This is a genomic window from Rhizobium jaguaris (assembly GCF_003627755.1).
Taxonomy (GTDB): Bacteria; Pseudomonadota; Alphaproteobacteria; order Rhizobiales; family Rhizobiaceae; genus Rhizobium; species Rhizobium jaguaris.
The window spans coordinates 149,159-166,140 of sequence record NZ_CP032697.1; the positions used below are offsets into that span (position 1 = coordinate 149,159).

The 16,982-nt window shown below is 56.5% G+C and carries 13 protein-coding genes and 2 pseudogenes; 13 read left to right on the top strand and 2 right to left on the bottom strand.

Features of this window, described 5'->3' with window-relative positions; translation table 11 throughout:
* Position 1: 1 nt before the first annotated feature.
* Entirely contained in the window at positions 2-3,862 is a 3,861-nt protein-coding gene (locus tag CCGE525_RS37410; protein ID WP_120709308.1) for a non-ribosomal peptide synthetase family protein, read from the bottom strand.
* Positions 3,863-4,077: 215 nt separating this feature from the next.
* Positions 4,078-4,827 carry a maleate cis-trans isomerase family protein gene (locus CCGE525_RS37415; protein WP_120709442.1) on the bottom strand — a complete coding sequence of 250 codons (750 nt, stop codon included), beginning with the start codon at positions 4,825-4,827 and terminating at the stop codon, positions 4,078-4,080.
* 735 nt (positions 4,828-5,562) lie between these two features.
* On the opposite strand from CCGE525_RS37415, the gene CCGE525_RS37420 reads away from it, so the two are divergent.
* The 13 genes and pseudogenes from CCGE525_RS37420 to CCGE525_RS37485 all read left to right on the top strand — a co-directional run.
* Positions 5,563-6,102 (top strand): TetR/AcrR family transcriptional regulator, encoded by a 540-nt coding sequence (locus CCGE525_RS37420; protein ID WP_120709309.1) that lies wholly within the window; start codon positions 5,563-5,565, stop codon positions 6,100-6,102.
* A gap of 67 nt (positions 6,103-6,169) precedes the next feature.
* Positions 6,170-7,045 carry an NAD(P)-dependent oxidoreductase gene (locus CCGE525_RS37425; protein ID WP_120709310.1) on the top strand — a complete coding sequence of 292 codons (876 nt, stop codon included), beginning with the start codon at positions 6,170-6,172 and terminating at the stop codon, positions 7,043-7,045.
* Positions 7,046-7,126: 81 nt separating this feature from the next.
* Positions 7,127-7,636 carry a DUF1579 family protein gene (locus tag CCGE525_RS37430; protein WP_120709311.1) on the top strand — a complete coding sequence of 170 codons (510 nt, stop codon included), beginning with the start codon at positions 7,127-7,129 and terminating at the stop codon, positions 7,634-7,636.
* Between the two features lie 237 nt (positions 7,637-7,873).
* Positions 7,874-8,041 (top strand): hypothetical protein, encoded by a 168-nt coding sequence (locus CCGE525_RS38720; protein ID WP_162950464.1) that lies wholly within the window; start codon positions 7,874-7,876, stop codon positions 8,039-8,041.
* An 80-nt stretch (positions 8,042-8,121) separates the two neighbouring features.
* Positions 8,122-9,186, top strand: a complete 1,065-nt coding sequence (locus CCGE525_RS37435; protein WP_120709312.1) for a TOMM precursor leader peptide-binding protein — start codon at positions 8,122-8,124, stop codon at positions 9,184-9,186.
* Positions 9,187-9,188: 2 nt separating this feature from the next.
* Positions 9,189-10,478, top strand: a complete 1,290-nt coding sequence (locus tag CCGE525_RS37440) for a YcaO-like family protein (protein ID WP_162950465.1) — start codon at positions 9,189-9,191, stop codon at positions 10,476-10,478.
* Positions 10,479-10,487: 9 nt separating this feature from the next.
* Positions 10,488-11,303, top strand: a complete 816-nt coding sequence (locus CCGE525_RS38725; protein ID WP_162950466.1) for a class I SAM-dependent methyltransferase — start codon at positions 10,488-10,490, stop codon at positions 11,301-11,303.
* Positions 11,287-12,129, top strand: a complete 843-nt coding sequence (locus tag CCGE525_RS37450) for a SagB/ThcOx family dehydrogenase (RefSeq protein WP_162950467.1) — start codon at positions 11,287-11,289, stop codon at positions 12,127-12,129. The genes CCGE525_RS38725 and CCGE525_RS37450 overlap by 17 nt, the downstream gene beginning before the upstream one ends.
* Entirely contained in the window at positions 12,113-12,799 is a 687-nt protein-coding gene (locus CCGE525_RS37455; RefSeq protein ID WP_120709316.1) for a hypothetical protein, read from the top strand. Before CCGE525_RS37450 ends, CCGE525_RS37455 begins: the two co-directional genes overlap by 17 nt.
* 16 nt (positions 12,800-12,815) lie before the next feature.
* Complete coding sequence (locus CCGE525_RS37460) at positions 12,816-14,132, top strand: YcaO-like family protein (RefSeq protein WP_120709317.1); 1,317 nt, start codon at positions 12,816-12,818, stop codon at positions 14,130-14,132.
* A 138-nt stretch (positions 14,133-14,270) separates the two neighbouring features.
* Positions 14,271-15,503 (top strand): YcaO-like family protein, encoded by a 1,233-nt coding sequence (locus tag CCGE525_RS37465; protein ID WP_162950468.1) that lies wholly within the window; start codon positions 14,271-14,273, stop codon positions 15,501-15,503.
* 764 nt (positions 15,504-16,267) lie between these two features.
* A pseudogene (locus tag CCGE525_RS37480) lies at positions 16,268-16,606 on the top strand (CYTH domain-containing protein); the annotation flags it as partial.
* Between the two features lie 61 nt (positions 16,607-16,667).
* A pseudogene (locus CCGE525_RS37485) lies at positions 16,668-16,906 on the top strand (zinc-binding dehydrogenase); the annotation flags it as partial.
* Between the last annotated feature and the right edge of the window lie 76 nt (positions 16,907-16,982).

Below are 16,982 nucleotides of genomic sequence, written 5' to 3' on the forward strand. Positions count from 1 at the left end.
TTTATACACTTTCCTCAAGCGAAAGCCGTTGCGAATGGCTGCGTTGCCAGGCAGGTGCGTGCCGCCGGATCGCTTGTGCAAGTTCTACGACCCTGCTCTGTTTCAGGAGTTCGTAATGGTCCGGCGAGAGGGAGACGACGCTGGCAGGTTGTCTGAGTGTCCCGATCGCCTGCTCGAGGAAGGAGAGATCGTCGCCTCGCGCCTTGAACAGGCAGACGTGCGCAAGTAATTCCCGCTCTTTCATCTGCAATCCGTATTCCGGCGTATAGGTTTGGGCGACGAGCCTCGTGATCCTTGTGATTACGCCGATGTCGAGTTCGGGCTTTTCGGCCGCGATAAAATTGATGAAAGACGTTTCATCGCGAACCGTCGCAATCACTGGAGCCACCCGCTCCGGTGCGATCGTCTGGGCAAAGACTGAATAGAGGATGGTCAGGAAGGATGCATCGCGGAACAGGGTTGCCAAGTCGCCGCGAACCGGGTCACCACCCGGTAGCCGGGGAGAACCGGGAGCAATGAGGATCAGTTCGGCAACCTCTTCACCGGCTTGCTCAAGATACCAGGCTGTCTCGTAGGCGACACGAGCACCGAAGGAATAACCCCACAGCGTGTAGGGCCCTTTTGGCTGCATCTCGCGCATCATCAACGTGTCGCGAAGGGACATCTCATGGATAGAGTGGCAGATATTCTCACCTGCGTTTACGCCGAGCGCTTGCACGCCGATGAAAGGCCGGGCTGTGTTGAGGGCATTGGCGAGATGGCGGAGGTTCATCGGATATCCGCCGAGGCCCGGCCAGCAGAAGATGGGTTTACCACTGCCATTTTTGAGGGTAACGGCGCGCGACACCGTGTGGCGGGGGCCGTTGGCATCCAGTCGCCGCGCGAGGTCCGCGATCGTCGAGTCCTCGAACAGCACCTGGACCGGCAGATCTACGCCAAAGGCATTGTTGACGCTGAGCACCAGCTGCACCGCCTGCAACGAGTCGCCCCCGATCTCAAAGAAGTCGTCGTGTATCGAAAGGTCTTCGACGTCGAGTTCTTCGCTCCAGATGCGGGCTAGGTGCTCTTCAGTCTCGTTGCGTGGCATGACCACTTCGCGTTCGGCGTCTCCATCCTGAAACTCAGGGAGAGCTTTAAGAGCGTTCACATCGACCTTGCCTGATGCGCTGTGGGGCATCTTGGCGATCAGGGCGATCTTACTTGGCACCATGTAGTCGGGCAGCGTCGTCTGAAGATCCTTGCGGATCAACTCGGCGGGCCCCTCCATATGAACAGTGTCTTCGTGCATACCCTCATGCGTCTGTTGGGCAGCGCTGACCTTACCGAACACCGCCGAATAGCAGACGTCCGCTTTCAGCCCACGTTCCGTGAGGATGTCGCGGAGCCGCACGGCGGCGGCGAGATCGTTGCCGGACTTGGAACTGTAGCCCGAGGACATGGTGCCGATGCGTTGTTCGTTCTGCTGGAGCCTCTGTAAGGCGCGTCCAAGGTCGATATAGGCGTGCCAGCTTTCGGCGCTGCGGCTGATCATCGAAATCATCCCGCTGGCACGTTCATAAACACGTTGGTTAATCGCGATGACGTGACGCGCTTCAAGAATATGCGGAGAAAAGGGCACGAGGGCGCCGTCGCGATAGGCATATTGCCCTTGTGCAAGCCCTTCTATCCGGTTGCCGTGGGCCTGTAGGAAGAAGTCTACGGCAATCTGCGTCTGTCGCTCATCATTTGCGACGATATCGTAAGCGGCGAGATAGATGTGGCCTTCTGCACAATCGAGGTACGGCATGGCGCCCGGATCGGCATAACCCGCGCCGACGCCAAGGCCGTACTGGGGTAAGACATGGTCGAGCAAACCAAGGATGTGACCGGTTTCGAATTCCAGCACCTCGCGAATATTGTTCTTGTACACGGACTCGATCGCCTTGATCTTGCCGACGAAGTGAAAGCGCATACGCGGTCTGTCGGTGGCATCCCGCGGTTTCGTCCGGACAAGTTCGTGCCTTGCGGGGTGGTAATAGTAGTATCCGGCATCCAAGCCGGCCATGCCCGACAGCTCCAGATAGACTTGGGTAGCATAGAGTGCGCCCGGCGAGGCATAAGCCAATTTCGGCAGCAAGCGCTCAGTGCTGGTGAACCGACCGAGATGGCGCAATAGATGACCAAGCGTCTCAGCGGTCAGTTCGTCAGGGCCGTTGGCCTTGGCAGCTTCCCGTTCCGGCTGGGCGAGGAGTGAGAGCAGGTCTGTAACCGTTGTGTCTCCGCCTTCGAAAAAGCGATACGTCTTGCGGGCGAATGCGAACGCGCGTTGGGCGGCAGTCGTGTTCGTACCGGCAAGCTTGATCGCAGGATGGCTCTTGAGTTCGTCGGTGCTGCGCAAACCGCCGTCGGAAAGCTGGGCTCGGACCTGCAGGCGGCTCTTTTTGCTTCTGTGATGTGCGCTCGCAACGCCCTGATCCATCAGTTGCGCTTCGCGCGGATTGAGTTCGATACCGGCAACGAGCATCGGTTGTTGGGTGCGTGGGTGGGGTTTCACGAAAACGCCGGCGGATTTGACCCAATCATGGTTTTCGATCGCAACTCTGATTTCGTCGAGTTCGATGCGGTAGCCGCGAAACTTGACCTGGTTGTCGACACGCCCTTGAAACACCAGCACGCCGTCTTTGTTCCTGTGTACGAAATCTCCCGTTTTATAGAGGCGCAACGGGATGCCTTTTGAGCTGTCGAACCAGTGGATAAAGCGCTGCGCGGTAAGGTCGTCGCGCTCGTGATATCCTTCGGCCAACTGCGGACCGCCGATATAAAGTTCGCCGACTTCTCCGTCGCTCACCTCTATAAGCGCTTCGTTCAGGACGTGGCAGGTCGTATTCGCGACCGGCATCCCAATCGGTATCATGTCCGGCGCGTCGTCGACGGTCGTCGGATCAACGGAGTAGGCGGTGGCGTTGATGGTGCACTCGGTCGGCCCATAGAGATTGACAAGACGGCAGCCGGGTCGCGCCTCGAAAACACGACTGGATAGTTTTCGGGTTAGAGCCTCACCGCCACTGAATATACTGGTCAGTGTCGTGCAGGAACCGAATTCGGAAATGTCGACGAGCGCCTGGAGAAGCGTTGGAACCCCTTGCAGCATGGTGACCCGATGGCTTCGGATTTGTTCAATAATCCCCGTTGGGTCTCGATAAACGCCAGGACGTCCCATGACGACCTGCGCTCCGCAACATACCGCCAGCAATTCCCATTGTGCGGCATCGAAACTTGCGGGCGTCTTTTGAAGAATAATTTCCCCCACGCACAAATGCTGCTCGTTTTGCAACCAGGTCAGCTGGTTGAGGATTGCTGCCTGGGAAATGCCGACGCCTTTCGGGGCGCCCGTCGTACCCGAGGTGTAGATTATGTAGGCAAGCTCGGTGCCGAGCAGTTCTGGCGCACCCACGGCATCCGTGCCTTCGTCAGGATCAGCGTTGGGCAGACCGTCGAGAGCGACGACCACAAGGTCTGGAAGGATCATTCCCGCGAGCTTCTTGCGAAGCTTTTCCTGCGTAACGATTACCTTGATGCCGGCATCGCGGATCATATATGTCAGCCGGTCAACCGGATAATCCGCGCCAAGCGGCAAATAGGCGCCGCCGGCAAACAGAATGCCCCAGAGTCCCACCATCATATCTATCGAGGATTCTACGAAGAGGCCGACCGGACTTCCCCCGCCAACCCCTACTCGTTTCAGCACAACTCCCACAGCCGCGGCATTCTTAACCAGATCGCGGTAGCGCAAAGCGCTTGAGTCGTCGCACACGGCAATATCGTCGCTTCTGCAGCGCTCTTGCCGAAGCAGGAGGTCTACGAGCGATGTCGGAGACTGCATCGCTAATGGGTGAGCCGCGTCAAGTTCGTGCGGTTGGAGGGACGTGGAGAGGCTTTGTAAGGTGGTCATGGACGGCTCCTGGCAACGGGATATGGAACGATTGTTACACAATGGATGCGACAGCAGTGGGCAATCGGATCGCGATCGCATGTAAATGGTCATCGAAGACAGCGAGGCTGACTGTGGAATAGCTCGGGGCTCGACTGAAAAGGTGCTTAATGCTTTTCGTAAAGCACTCCACGGTCCGGAATTGGATCGGATATGCCGCAACTGCGCAATGCGTGCCAGTACAGAGCGGCGTTGTTGGAAAGCACAGGCTTGCCAATCCAGTTTTCCGCCATCTGGGCGAAAGCCGCCATCGGTACATTGGTGCCGACTTGGACCACGGCCTCCACCTCTGGGCGGTTCACGTTGACTACAGCATCCCTGAGATCCGCCAAGGTGACATGAGAAATATTTGATGGAGTGCGGCCGCCCAAACCGTGGGTGGCGATGACCTCAATCCCGCTATCGGCGAAAAAGCGGGAGACCGGCTCGTCGCCGAGTTCCAGATAGGGCGAGATCAAGCCGATGCGACGTACGCCGCCAAGTGCTTCGAGGGCAGAAGTGATGGCGTCCGCGCTTGTGATGATCTTGGGGCCGCCGCCGGCGACGGTCAGTTCCCGATGCAGGGCGAGATGAGCTTCTCGCCCTTTCCAGTAACCGTCCGGCGATACCGCTGCAATTATAGCCGCAAGGCCGCAATGGCGGAGGCTACGAACCGCATCGGGTGTAGCGCGGCGAATATCTTCGATTACTTTGTTGAAGCCCGCTTGATGCGTCAGCGAGTCATCTTCGATGACGATCCGGGCGATGTGGTTTGTTACGTCAAATGGGCGCATGTCGTCCATTTCCGGCTGCGCAGATGTATTGGTAGAAGGGACGGCGATCCCAATCCGCAGACGTTTTCCTAAGAAGTTGCTCACGCCCATCTCCTGAATTCGATATACTCTTTGTCGAATGCTCGACGGCCACGGCCGCCCCCGATTTTCTGAACTATTTGGCGCTGCCGGGTCATGAAGACCCGGACGCTGCGTTCGCGGTTGAGTAGGCTAGAGCTACATCGATTGCCCTGAGATCCTTCCGACCGGACGGCTTCCTGCTCACAAACATCCTATGGTTGCTAACATGAAACGTTGGATCAATGCTGCGCTGCATTATGGAATGAACGTTCATTAACAGTCAAGACGAATTTTCGCAAAGGCAAAAAATTTCTTACATTTATACTGTTGACATTATTACACTCAATCCATTAGCACCGAGATGGCATAGGCGACATGTTTCAGAAACACTACAAATGATTTCATGTATAGATTGCTGTATTATTTTCACATTGCAGGCTTGCGGGAATATTGAAATTATAGTTGTAGCAAACGTTCCTTCACGCCATGAATATATACGTTCATTACACCTGGGAGCGCCACCGCTGTCTGTCGTCGTTTGTAAAACCTGTGGGCATATTGCGAAGCAACGTGAGCAACAGCATGTTTTGCGATCTCAAATTTTCACCGCCATCAATTTCGGGTGACGGGTAGTGCTGCGGTCGTATTGTTAACCATTGACATACACGCAGATTTGGTTATGGTACGGTCATTCCATAAAGGGGATTCGTTTTGGCCCGACCGAGAGAATTCGACGAGGACCGTGTTCTGGACGCTGTAATGGACACCTTCTGGCGCAATGGCTACGAGGGTACCTCGGCGCAAAACCTCGTTGACGCCACTGGTTTGGGGAGAGGTAGTCTTTATGCGGCTTTCTCCAACAAGGATGGTCTTTTTGAACAGGCTCTTCTTCGCTACCGCAAGTGCAGCCAGGCGCATGTCGACCAACTCCGACAGGATGGTTCGCCGGTGGGACGCCTGCGCGAGATGATGATGAATATGATCAACGCCGATATGGAAGCCTCCTCGGAGAAGCGTGGTTGTCTCGCCACCAACAGTGCGATCGAGATGGCGGGCCGTGACCCGCGCGTAGCAGGCCTCGTGCGTGAGAATTTCACCATTTTGATGCAGGGTATTGAGGAGACCATCCGACGGAGTCAGGCAGCGGGAGAAGTCCGGCCAGAAGTTGACACAGCCAGCCTAGCGCTTTTTGTCTTTAATGCGGTGCAAGGTCTGCGTGTGCTAGCCAAATCCGCCCGGCCGCAGGACCGCAAAAAGCTGATCACAATCATCGATCAGACACTGGCTGTGATGACCTGATCGTCCTCTTTTTTGATCAATTATGGAATGATAGTTCAATAATTCCCACCTTTAACAGGAGCACTTTATGACAGATATCCAGCCCGCTCAATCTACCCGCGCTGTTGCGGTGCTCGGCACCGGTCTTATCGGCGCAGCGGTCGCACGAAATCTTGCCCGCAAAGGCTTCGAAGTGCGAGCGTGGAACCGCTCGGCGCAGAAAGCTCGTGCACTCGCCACAGACGGCGTCACACCGTTCGAAGACATCAGTGCAGCGGTGCGTGGGGCCACGATTGTCATAACTGTGTTAAAGGATGGTCCGGCCACAAGGGAGGTGATGGCGGCGGCGCTCCCGAGCCTCGACAAGGGCACAGTATGGCTCCAGCTTAGCACCGTTGGACTCGAAGCGATCGAAGCTTTGGCCGACTTCGCGGCCGAGAAAGGCTTTATCTTCTACGATGCACCCGTGCAGGGGACTCGACAACCCGCCGAACAGGGCAAGCTGGTTATTCTGGCATCCGGGCCCGAAAGTGAGCGCCATATCGCCCAACCAATCTTCGACGCCATCGGACAACGGACCCTTTGGGTATCCGACACGCCTGGAACCAGCAGCCGGCTCAAGCTCGCTCTTAACGCCTATGTTTTTGCGCTTACCCACGGGACCGCAGAGACCCTGGCAATTGCGCGCGCACTCGGCGTCGACCCGGCACAGGTGATCGAGGCCGTGACGGGCGGTCCGCTCGACAGCGGCTATTTCCAGGTCAAGAGCGCGGCGATGCTGAAAGGCGACTTCACCACCAGCTTTTCGATCGAAAACGGCGTGAAAGACGCTGCACTGGTAGTTGAGGCGCTGGCCGGGACGAACGTTCGTGCCGATCTCGCAGAGTCCGGCCTCGCGCGCTTCCAGCGCACGGCCAAAGCCGGCCACGGCGACAAAGACATCGCCGCCACTTTTCTCGCCTGAATGGATGATGATGACCGCACCATCCGGCTAGTAGGCCAATACGAACCTTTAGCGTCAACCACGTAGAGAAGAGGAGATAACATGTCGACGAAAAACTTTGAGTGGGGTCCGCAAGCCAAGGCCCTGCATGTGCAACTTCAGCATCCCATTTCAAAATTTGCCGGCAACTTTCGCTGGAGCGCTGACGTGTGGCCCGACGAAGATGATCTTTCCAAGAAGGAGACGTGGGAGGGCACTTCTACACACGTCCTGGCGTGCCAAGGCCGTTTTGTTCACATGGTCATGCATGGCAAAATGGACGACAGCGACTGGGAAGGAAATCACATCTTCGGCCTCGGCCCCGACGGCGTGAGCATCCAAGAAGTTAGCTTTAACAAATATGGAACCTTCGCCACTGCCACGTCAAAAGGTGTCGTAAGCGGTAACAGCTTCGCCGTGTATGGTTCAACAACGGAGCCGTCACGCGGCATTGAGCCCTATCGCACCATCTATACTGTGCTGAATGACAATGAGATCGAAATCGAGATCTTCATGACGTCGCCAGCCGGGCGCGAGAGCAAGGCTAAACATCTCAAACTGACGCGCGTCTAATGGGAGGCGATCTTGACAATAGGGCACAGTGACGGCTTGACCGAGTCTAACGACGAAAAAAACGTAGCCGGCCCGGATGAGTGCGGGAGCGTGCTCATCTTGGAGCAAATAGAGCTTGCCGGCGATGAGGACGAAACAATGATCGTATTCACGAAATGCTGTTGCACGAGCTCGACATCGTGACCTTTCCCCAGACTGCATAGTCGAAACCAGCGTCTTTCCGGAGGAGCGGAAAATATGACTGAAAATCAGGAGAATCCAGCAGTTTTCATTTTCAAAGACATCCCGGAGCCGGGGACAACACTTGGCGAGCTTTCCATCGAGACCGTGGAACTGAATGACGACGAGCAGCCGCTTGATATCGTATTCGTGCGCTGCAGCACCACCTCGACCTGCTCATCGTAAGCGCGCCAACTTATTGCCAGTATTCAACCGGAAGCTGAAATGGACAGTCACGACCGTGACGTCCACAGGGAGCCTCGCATATGGTGTTCGACGTAAGGGTCCGACTATCCGATTTGCAATGGACGGTCACAGCCGACGATGGATTCATTATCGGCAAGAAAGCGACCGTCCTGCGCAAAATTCGAGGCTCGGTTTTGCTGCGCCGGATTGGTGATGCCTTGCTTGATCGCTTACGAGGACAAACCATACCGCTCGTGCAGTTGCGTGCCGATCTCTGCCAAGAGTTCCCCCCAGCCGTCGTCGAAGACGCTCTACGTCAATTTCATAGCTTGCAGATAATCGAATACACAGAACAGGCTGAAGAAAGTGGTCCGATCGTGGATCACCCCTTCCACGACTATTTCAGGTCTGCCAGCACCGACCCAGCCATTCCATTGGATAGGCTCCGACAGAGTAGGATCGTCGTCGTTGGAGGGGGGCAGCTCACGGCTGCAGCGACATGGGAACTAATGGGATCAGGCATCGGTGACGTGTCGGTGATTCCGCTCTCGGATGTTGCGGGCGCATTGGCTCGCGCTTGCAATGGATGGGAAGTCGTACCCAGGGTTCTGCCTTTGATGGCATTTGATGATCCGGGCTTTGGCGAGGAGTTGCGGCAGAGCGACTTGGTCGTCATGTGCGCTGATCAACCCCTGAGCCGTCTACGTGAATTTCCCCAACTCAATGCGCTTTGCCTGGAGCTGGAGAAACCTTGGCTTTGCGTCGCACTCGATGGGGATCGCATCGATTTAGGTCCTCTCTTCGTGCCAGGTGACACAGGGTGTTTCCGTTGTTTGGAATTACGCGAAGAAAGTCATCTGCCTCACCGGGCGGAGTACTTCGCCTTCAAGCGCAATATTGCTGCACCTTGGATGGTAGTAAACGCCGATTCGCCGCCTCCAGCTTTACGCATGGCGGCAGCAATGGTGTCGCTGGAAGCGGTGCGCATCCTCTCGCGCCAGTCCTTTCCTAGCACTTTCCAGACTTTGGTAGAGCTCGAATTGTCCACTTATAACCTGCAGACACACACCCTGGTGCGGGTGCCTTTTTGCGATGCTTGCGGACCACAAAATCGACAACCCCTCCGACGGGCATGGAGCATTTGAAAATGAGCGTGTTGGCCGCAGAACGAGCTTGCTTGGATAGAGCGGGACTGCTTTTCGGATCGGGTCGCCTGGGACCGGTATCTAAGCTGCGCCACCATCGAAATATGGCCGACTATCCGGGTTTTTTTTCTGTGACGGCCGAAGTGATGAGCCGCAATTCCCTCGGTTCGCTGATCGCCGCGGGTGGTGGTCTAACCGCGTCCCGAGCGCTGAGCGCGGCATGCGGCGAGGCAATGGAGCGATTGTGCTTGCAAACGCCGGCTGTATCCACGGACCCGGTCACGGCGAATACCCTTTCTGGCGAAGTGATTGATCCTCGACGATTATTGTACTTCACGCCCGAACAATATGCACAAACAAATTTCCCTTTGAAGCCGTACAAGTCAAGTGTGCCGATCCACTGGGTCTCTGGTCATTCGCTTGTCGACGAACGCCCGGTTTGGGTTCCCGCTTTTGCCGTCTATGGCGCAACAGCGGTGAGCGACCCGTTTGGACCACATGACCATATAGTTTCGACCGGCTGCGCCTGTGCCCTGACGAAAGATGCAGCTATTCTTAACGGCCTCTATGAGGTTATTGAACGCGATAGCTTCATGATCCATTGGGAAAACCGTTGGCCAGGAAGCGACAGACCACTTCCCGACTATTGTTTGTCGCTCAGCGACCGATTGGCGAAATGCGGATTCCAGCTCGAAGTGCGATGCCTAGATAATGACTTGGCTATACCGGTTGCTGTCGCAGCCGTGGCGGATCAGGAGAACGGCAGAGCGTCCATGGCCTTTGGGGCTGCCGCCCGCGCCAATTGGAATCAGGCGGCCGAACGTGCTTGTGAAGAAGCCGTTTTGACGAGTTTCTGGGTCACGGGACAACTCAGTCGCGCTCATGCCGACTTCTCGGACGTCTACCGCGAAATGGACGGCCTTGCCGATCCAGCGCGCCATGCCTTCCTTTACGGGTTTGACGAGATGAAGGAGACGGCGAGATGTTTGTTCGAACCGATCGATGAAATTCCTGAGCTCGACAGCGGCCCTGCAAACCCAGATGCCGAAATGACGTGGCTGCTCGGCAAACTTGTCGGTGCTGGCATGGAGCCATTCTTCGTGGACATCACGCTGGATTCAATTGCAGCTCTCGGTTTTACAGTTCAAAAAGTGCTCGTTCCGGGTCTAACGCCGTTGGCGCGCGGGCGACACGCACGACCGCTTGCCAATGGACGATTGGCCAACGTCCCGCGGCGGCTTGGTCGAGTTGCTTGTCGGGATTTCAATCCTGAACCTCACCCATTTCCCTGAGGAACGAAGATGATGGATTCTGTCATTCCCTTTTGCGAACGTGCTGCCGAAGCTCGAAACTGGTTTGAGGATCCCGAACTGTGGGTAGTAGCAACTGATTTTGAAAGATCATACCGCCGTTTGCCGCATCAATTGCACTTCGAGATCGCTCTTTGCAAACTTGGGCACGTGCCGAGGCGGATTTGTGTGACGTCCGTAAGGGATGGGCAGGCGTTGGCTCCCGTCGCTGAGCGTTTGCCGGGGGTTATTCTGAGAGCGAGAGAACCTTTTCCTGCATTCCTACCGCAAGCCCGAGCCGCATTACCGACAAACGTTTCAATCGAATGCGGATGGCCGCACGAGCAGGACACCGAATGTGAGCCGTTCGATTTGATTTGTGGTTATTCCGATATGCGGCTGTGGCCCGAACTCGCCGCCGGGCTGACGCGCGTAAAATCGCTTCTTGCACCAAATGGCATGGCCTATTTTCAGGACTTTCGCGCCGACATGTCCGAAGCAATCAGGCGCGAGCTTATCAGTTCGATTCCCGATCCTCACCAGCGCGAGTTCTTTGCAGTACAAGCTAACGCTGCACTGCCGGCGGGAGTTGTCACCAACGCCCTGCGGACAGCCGGTTTCAAGACTTGGTCTCTAAGTTGGGGGGGATTGGGTGGAGCGCCAGCACGAAGCGCCGCTGCCTTGTCGATGATCCAATGCAGTCCGGAATTGGCGCGCCTGCTGTTCCAATTACAAAGCTTTGGCTTCCGGCGCGCGTCAGCGGCCGAATTGATGTTTCATTTGTTCGTCTTTGGAGATGGAAGGAAACCAAATGAAGCAAACTGCTAGCGTTGGCAATTTCTGGTTTGTTCAACCCGACGATCTCAGAACGACGCTCGCCGGGGACTATCACGGTCACAGCAAAATCACGGAGTTTTCCGTGGAGTTCGGCACTGCGGATCCGAAGAAAACGCAAAAAACGCAGAAGCTTATCGATGCGGTGGCGGGCCACGGACACGACTTTTCCTTCTATCCGAAGATCGCACTGGATCCGCTTGACTGGCCAAGCATCAACGTTCCGCTCGGTCAGTTGTTGCAGGCCCGACGCTCCAAGCGCGTCTTTTCGGAAATGCCGCCATCCTTTCGGCAGATATCAACGCTCCTCGCACGCGGAGCCGGGCCTAACGGTACTTTGAGGATGGAGGGTGGTGTCACTCGCCCGCTACGGACCTATCCTTCTGGAGGTGGCCTCTATCCCTTGGAGGTCTATGTCCTGGTATTGTCCTGCGAGGGTATCGCGCCGGGCCTTTACCATCACGATGTCGATGTCAGCGCCCTTACTTTGCTCCAAGAGGGTGACCTGAGCGCAAAGGCGCGCAGCGCATTCATCAATGACCCCATGTTGAACAGGACAGGTATCGTCATACTGATTAGCGCGGTCTTCCAGCGAAGCAGCTTCAAGTACGGTGAGCGTTCATATCGCCTAGTGCACCTGGAAGCGGGTCATCTCGTCCAGAATCTTATCCTGACAGGTCAGGCCGTTGGCCTTTCGGTAGTGCCTGTCATGGGTTTTGTCGATCGCCGGATTGAAGACATCATCGGTGTCGATGGCGTCGAGGAGTCAATCCTCTATTGCGCCGCCGTGGGGCAAGCCGAACATGAAGAAGCGGTTTGAAATCGTCGGGAGTTCATCTTCGATGATAAGTGTGCCCTCTTTTGATGCCGACATGCCGGACCATGCGGTCGAGTATGCGGCGTCGGAACTGCTCTCGCACACTGCACGTCTCTTAGGCATTTGCGCACGACCGGTAGTTTTGTTTATCATTGACGACTGCGACTTCTTTGCCGCCACGCGTCAGTGCCGGCTGCCCAGTAAGCCGGTAGTCTGCGTATCCGCCGATAATTTGCGCGCCGACGTGATTGCCCATGAGTTTGTTCACGCTCTCCTACCCACCAACTGGCTATTTCTTGCGGAAGGCTTCGCAGGAGCAATGGGCTGCCATATCGGAAACGATTGTTCGCACCTGCTTTTCGAATCACTGACGCCAAATGAAGCGATCTGTCACTTCTGGTCGGGGACGCCTACCCTAGAAGATTTGATTGATGCCCGTGTCGGACAACCGTCCCTTCTTTCTGCGGAACGATTTATCGAACCGGAGGGTCGGATGGCGCATCTGCTTGCCGCCTCGTTTTGCGGATTTTGCCTGGCAGAATGGCCCGAGATTGCCGTCACGCTCGGAAACGAAATTGTCTCCGATTGCCGTGAATTCCTCGCCAGAGTGACGGGAACAGCGATCGAGGACCTTTTCGTGCAATGGGAGGAGAGCCTTGCAATTTGTAAGTGAAAGGAGGACTGGCACCATGAGACGATCCGCCAGGATGGATGCGTTCGAGGCGGCGACATCCCAGATGGGACGGCTCATCAGCCCCCGCGGCGGGCCGATCTGCAAACTTAGCGAGCGACGTGCATGGCGCGACGGTTTGGCAATTGCCGACTATATTACGCAAATCGGTTTTGGCGAGATGGCTCACCATTCCCCCGATCCCACAGGGGGTGGTTCCGTTGCGAAATCGCGCGCTCTGTTGGCAGCAGCCGGGGAAGCCTTGGAGCGGTATTGCTTGAGCCTGTGCCCAGTTGAAGGCCTAAGCTTTTCAATCGTAGAGGAAAATTTCGGTGCATGCTACTCTCTCGATGACTTAAAGTGGTTTATCGATCAACAGTACAGTACGCCTGGTTTTCCTTTCGAACCACCTCGAGCTGACACACCGTTTGCATGGATCCCAGGGTTCTCACTTTTGCGCACCAGCGAGGTGAGCGTACCCGCCAGCCTTGTCTATCTGCCTTACCGATTGCGCGCGGGCGAACAGGCAACAAGCTGGCAAACTTCCGCAGGAACGAGCTGCATGGATTGTCCTGACGAGGCAGCAGTTCGGGCCGTCCTTGAGCTCGTCGAGCGCGAAGCCCTGACGATTTGTTGGGAAAGCCGCTGTCCGTTTCCGCCTGTTAATGCCGAACAGCTAGCTGATGTTTGCGCGGAGTTTGCCTTTCACCGCAGCCCGATAATGATCAAAGCCTTCGATCTGACGACGGACATCGGCATTCCTGTTGTTCTGGCAATCGCGTTTGCCACTGGTCGGGGGCCTGCCTTGGCCATCGGCACGGCCGCCGAGCTTTGTGCAGAACATGCTTTGAAAAAGGCAGTTGAAGAAGCTTGCACCTCATGGCGCTCGGTCACGTACCTTTATCGCGACCAGGGATCGATGCCAGACGATCTGATGGCTCGAATGGAGGCTGGCGCTCGATCATCAGATCATTCGGTTTACTACGCCTATCCACAAAACCGACATCACTTTGATTTTCTCCTGTCGTCGCCGCTGGTCCCCCGCGTCCTGTGTTCGACCGCGCGCCATTCGACAACCCGTCTCGCAACGATTGCAGATTTGTTGAAGGCAGCACATCAAGAGGTGGTTCTGATTGACGTGACTTCGACCGAAATAGCCGATCATGGGCTCTTCGTGGTGCGGGCCGTTTCACCAACATTGGTGCGTCCAACCCTTGGACGCCAAGCCCGTCATCTCAGAAATCCGCGTATAAGGGAAATCCCTATGAAGCTCGGTTACGTCGACGATATCCCCACTACCGCGAGCCTCTATCAAAACGCACACCCATTTCCATAGACCGGTCTCGCAAATGTCAGAAGAATTTTCGACGGCAAGACATATGCAAGCGAGGGTAGAATAACCATGTCGTGCCATGACCGAATCCGCACCGACCCAATAGATGTCTTGCGAATCCTTGGCGGACGCGGAGCGCCATTGGAGCCTTTGATTGTAGATAGAAACCAAGTCGACGACATGCCGTTTCATTCAATGACCGTGACGGGGCGTGCGGTTGGAGGAAGACAGTTCAGCGGCGCAGGCATCGGCCAGTCGTGTGCAGCATCGTTATGGTCAACGCTTGGAGAAGGTGTCGAGCGGCTATGTTTGGCAAGCCCGCCTCCGGATCTTCCTGTTGGCCGCGCGCAAGATTTGCCCGGACAGGCGCTGACGGCGGAACAGTGGCCGCTTTTTACCGAAGAGCAGCTCCGCGCCCATGACTTTCCTTGGTCCAATTTGTGCGAGGACCTCATCTGCCGTTGGTCATGCGGGGTTCGCCTCCTCACTGGTGTTCCTTATTGGGCACCGGCCTCGCTCATTTGGGTTGACCGCCACGCTGATCGCTTCACCGCCGGATTTTCGACCGGTACGGCCTGCCACACTGATCCTGCACAAGCCACTCTTTCGGCCATATTGGAGGTGGTGGAGCGGGACGCATTTGCCATTCTTTGGGAAGCAAGGGCCTGCGTCCCCTGTCTGGACCCCCAAGCTCAGTGGCAAAGACCGATGGTGCGGCAACTTGATAGAGCTCTGGCGCACAGGAGGCAGCGCCTCCTCTTGCGCGATATGACGACAGATCTTGGAATTCCCGCTGTTTGCGCCGTCATTCAAGACCTCCAAGCCAGACGCCCGGCCCTGGTAGTGGGCACGGCCGCCGACCAAACATATGAAGCAGCATGCTTTCGGGCCGCGAGCGAGGCATGGTTTTGCTGGACTTGGATGCGGGATCAACATCGGCGAGATCTCAACGCCTCCTTCGACAGGGCGTGGGAAGAGACCACCGTCCCGAAGGACATGCGGGCGCATGCTTTTCTGTATGGCTTTCCTGAGGCCGGGTTCATGGCTCAACATCTGACCGCGCCAGCGTTCAGATTTCGCTCTGTCGCGGCAGAGACTAGGTCGGAACGGCCCGCGCTCGCGACCCAGCTATTAATCCAGAAGCTCGAGGCGGCAGGTTTTCCTGTCCTTGAGTTTCAGATCACGCTGCCAGAGATTGCGGCACTGGGACTTGTCGTCCACAAGGTGCTTGTACCGAAGCTGACGCCGCTTAGCATAGGCCGTTTTTGTCGAGCACTTGCCAACAGTCGAATTAGGACGGTGCCGCTATGCTGCGGCTGGTCGCATCATGGCGTTTTACCACCCGCTGCCGCCTATCCGCATCCGCTGCCGTAACGGAGCTGTGGCTCCCCTTTCCGACACTACCAACTTGCACTCATAGAAAGCGGTTCCTCGAGGATGAAGTCTGTCAATGCCGATCGAAACTTACTCAGTATCGGGGAGTTGCTCCAGCGATGACGCCGAGCGCGGTGTTCGAACCTGGACGTCGCCGGCCGATGTCGTGCGCCTTCTCCTGATGCGACGCGTGTCGAGACACCCATTCCGTGAGAGGGGCTCTGTTGCACATATTCCGCTTGGTCGCGTGAAGGCGTCTTCAACCGTGATCTAATTCATGCGGTTGTCCGGGTCTGCTGATAGAGCTCCCCCAACGACCTCCCTGTGATTTGACAAACTAGCTCCGGCGAAGTGCCGTTGTCCCACAAGACCACCCTTTCAGTCGCCGACGAATCGCAATCGCCGATCGAGGCGCGGGCTTCGCAAGTTGCCTTCACCAACAAAGGTCATCGAGAAATCAACGATTCTTCCACGGCGGCAGCTCCGGAAATCTCTTGCGCGTGGACCGCACGGCGCCTGCTCAGGTCCGAACGCGTTTGCGGATTGCTAAGCACATACCTCGAGGCGTTCCTTCTTGTCACGTCGACAACAGATCGCCCCTGCCTGCGGAACTTCGAAAGCCGTATCGCGCTGTTTACTCGCCACCGTGGTCATGCACGCCCCTTCATGTGACAAAGCATCCTTGTAGCGTAGATTTAGTTGCACAACATGAAGACGAACCATCCGGGGGGCCGGTGCGTTATCAAGCGAACGAGCAGGAGGAAATGTTGGCTTCCGAGATCGAACTGAAGCTGGAACCTACACCCGAAGCTGTCGAGGCCGCTCTTGGTTCGGTCCTGCTTGGCGAACCGACAAGTATCCTTCAGCAAACATCGACGTATTTCGATACGGCAGATCGAAAACTATTCTACCGCGGCTTCACCCTCCGCATCCGGAAGACCGGAAATAGTCTCATCCAGACAGTGAAGGCCACCGGGGAAAGTGCGTCGCTATTTGCCCGGTCGGAATGGGAGACACCGGTCGAGCAAGGCCAGCCAGTCCTCGATCATACCAGCCCGATCGAAAACGAGTTCGGAACGGACATCGTTCTCGTGCCAAAGTTCGTCGTCGAGATCGAGCGTCGCATCTGGAATGTCGACGAACAGCGTTCGAAGATCGACGTTGCAGCTCCCGGCCGTGATGCGCGCCATCCTGCGCAAAAGGCTTACATACGAGGCTTCATACAACGCGAATTCACCGACCAGCGTCCCGACTTTTATCGCGAAGCCGGAACATGGATCTCCGAAGGCCGGCTCAAGTACAAGGAAGACATCGTCGACGGGCTCGAAAACGCTCCGGAGGCTTTTCTCGGTCTGCTGGAAGGAAGGAATTTCGGAAAGCTGATCGTGCGCGTCGCATCCTGAGCGGCAATGGGCGTTCAGTGGTCAAACATGCCGGTGTCCCGTCCCGACGGGATACCGGCAGATGCTGGATGCTCCG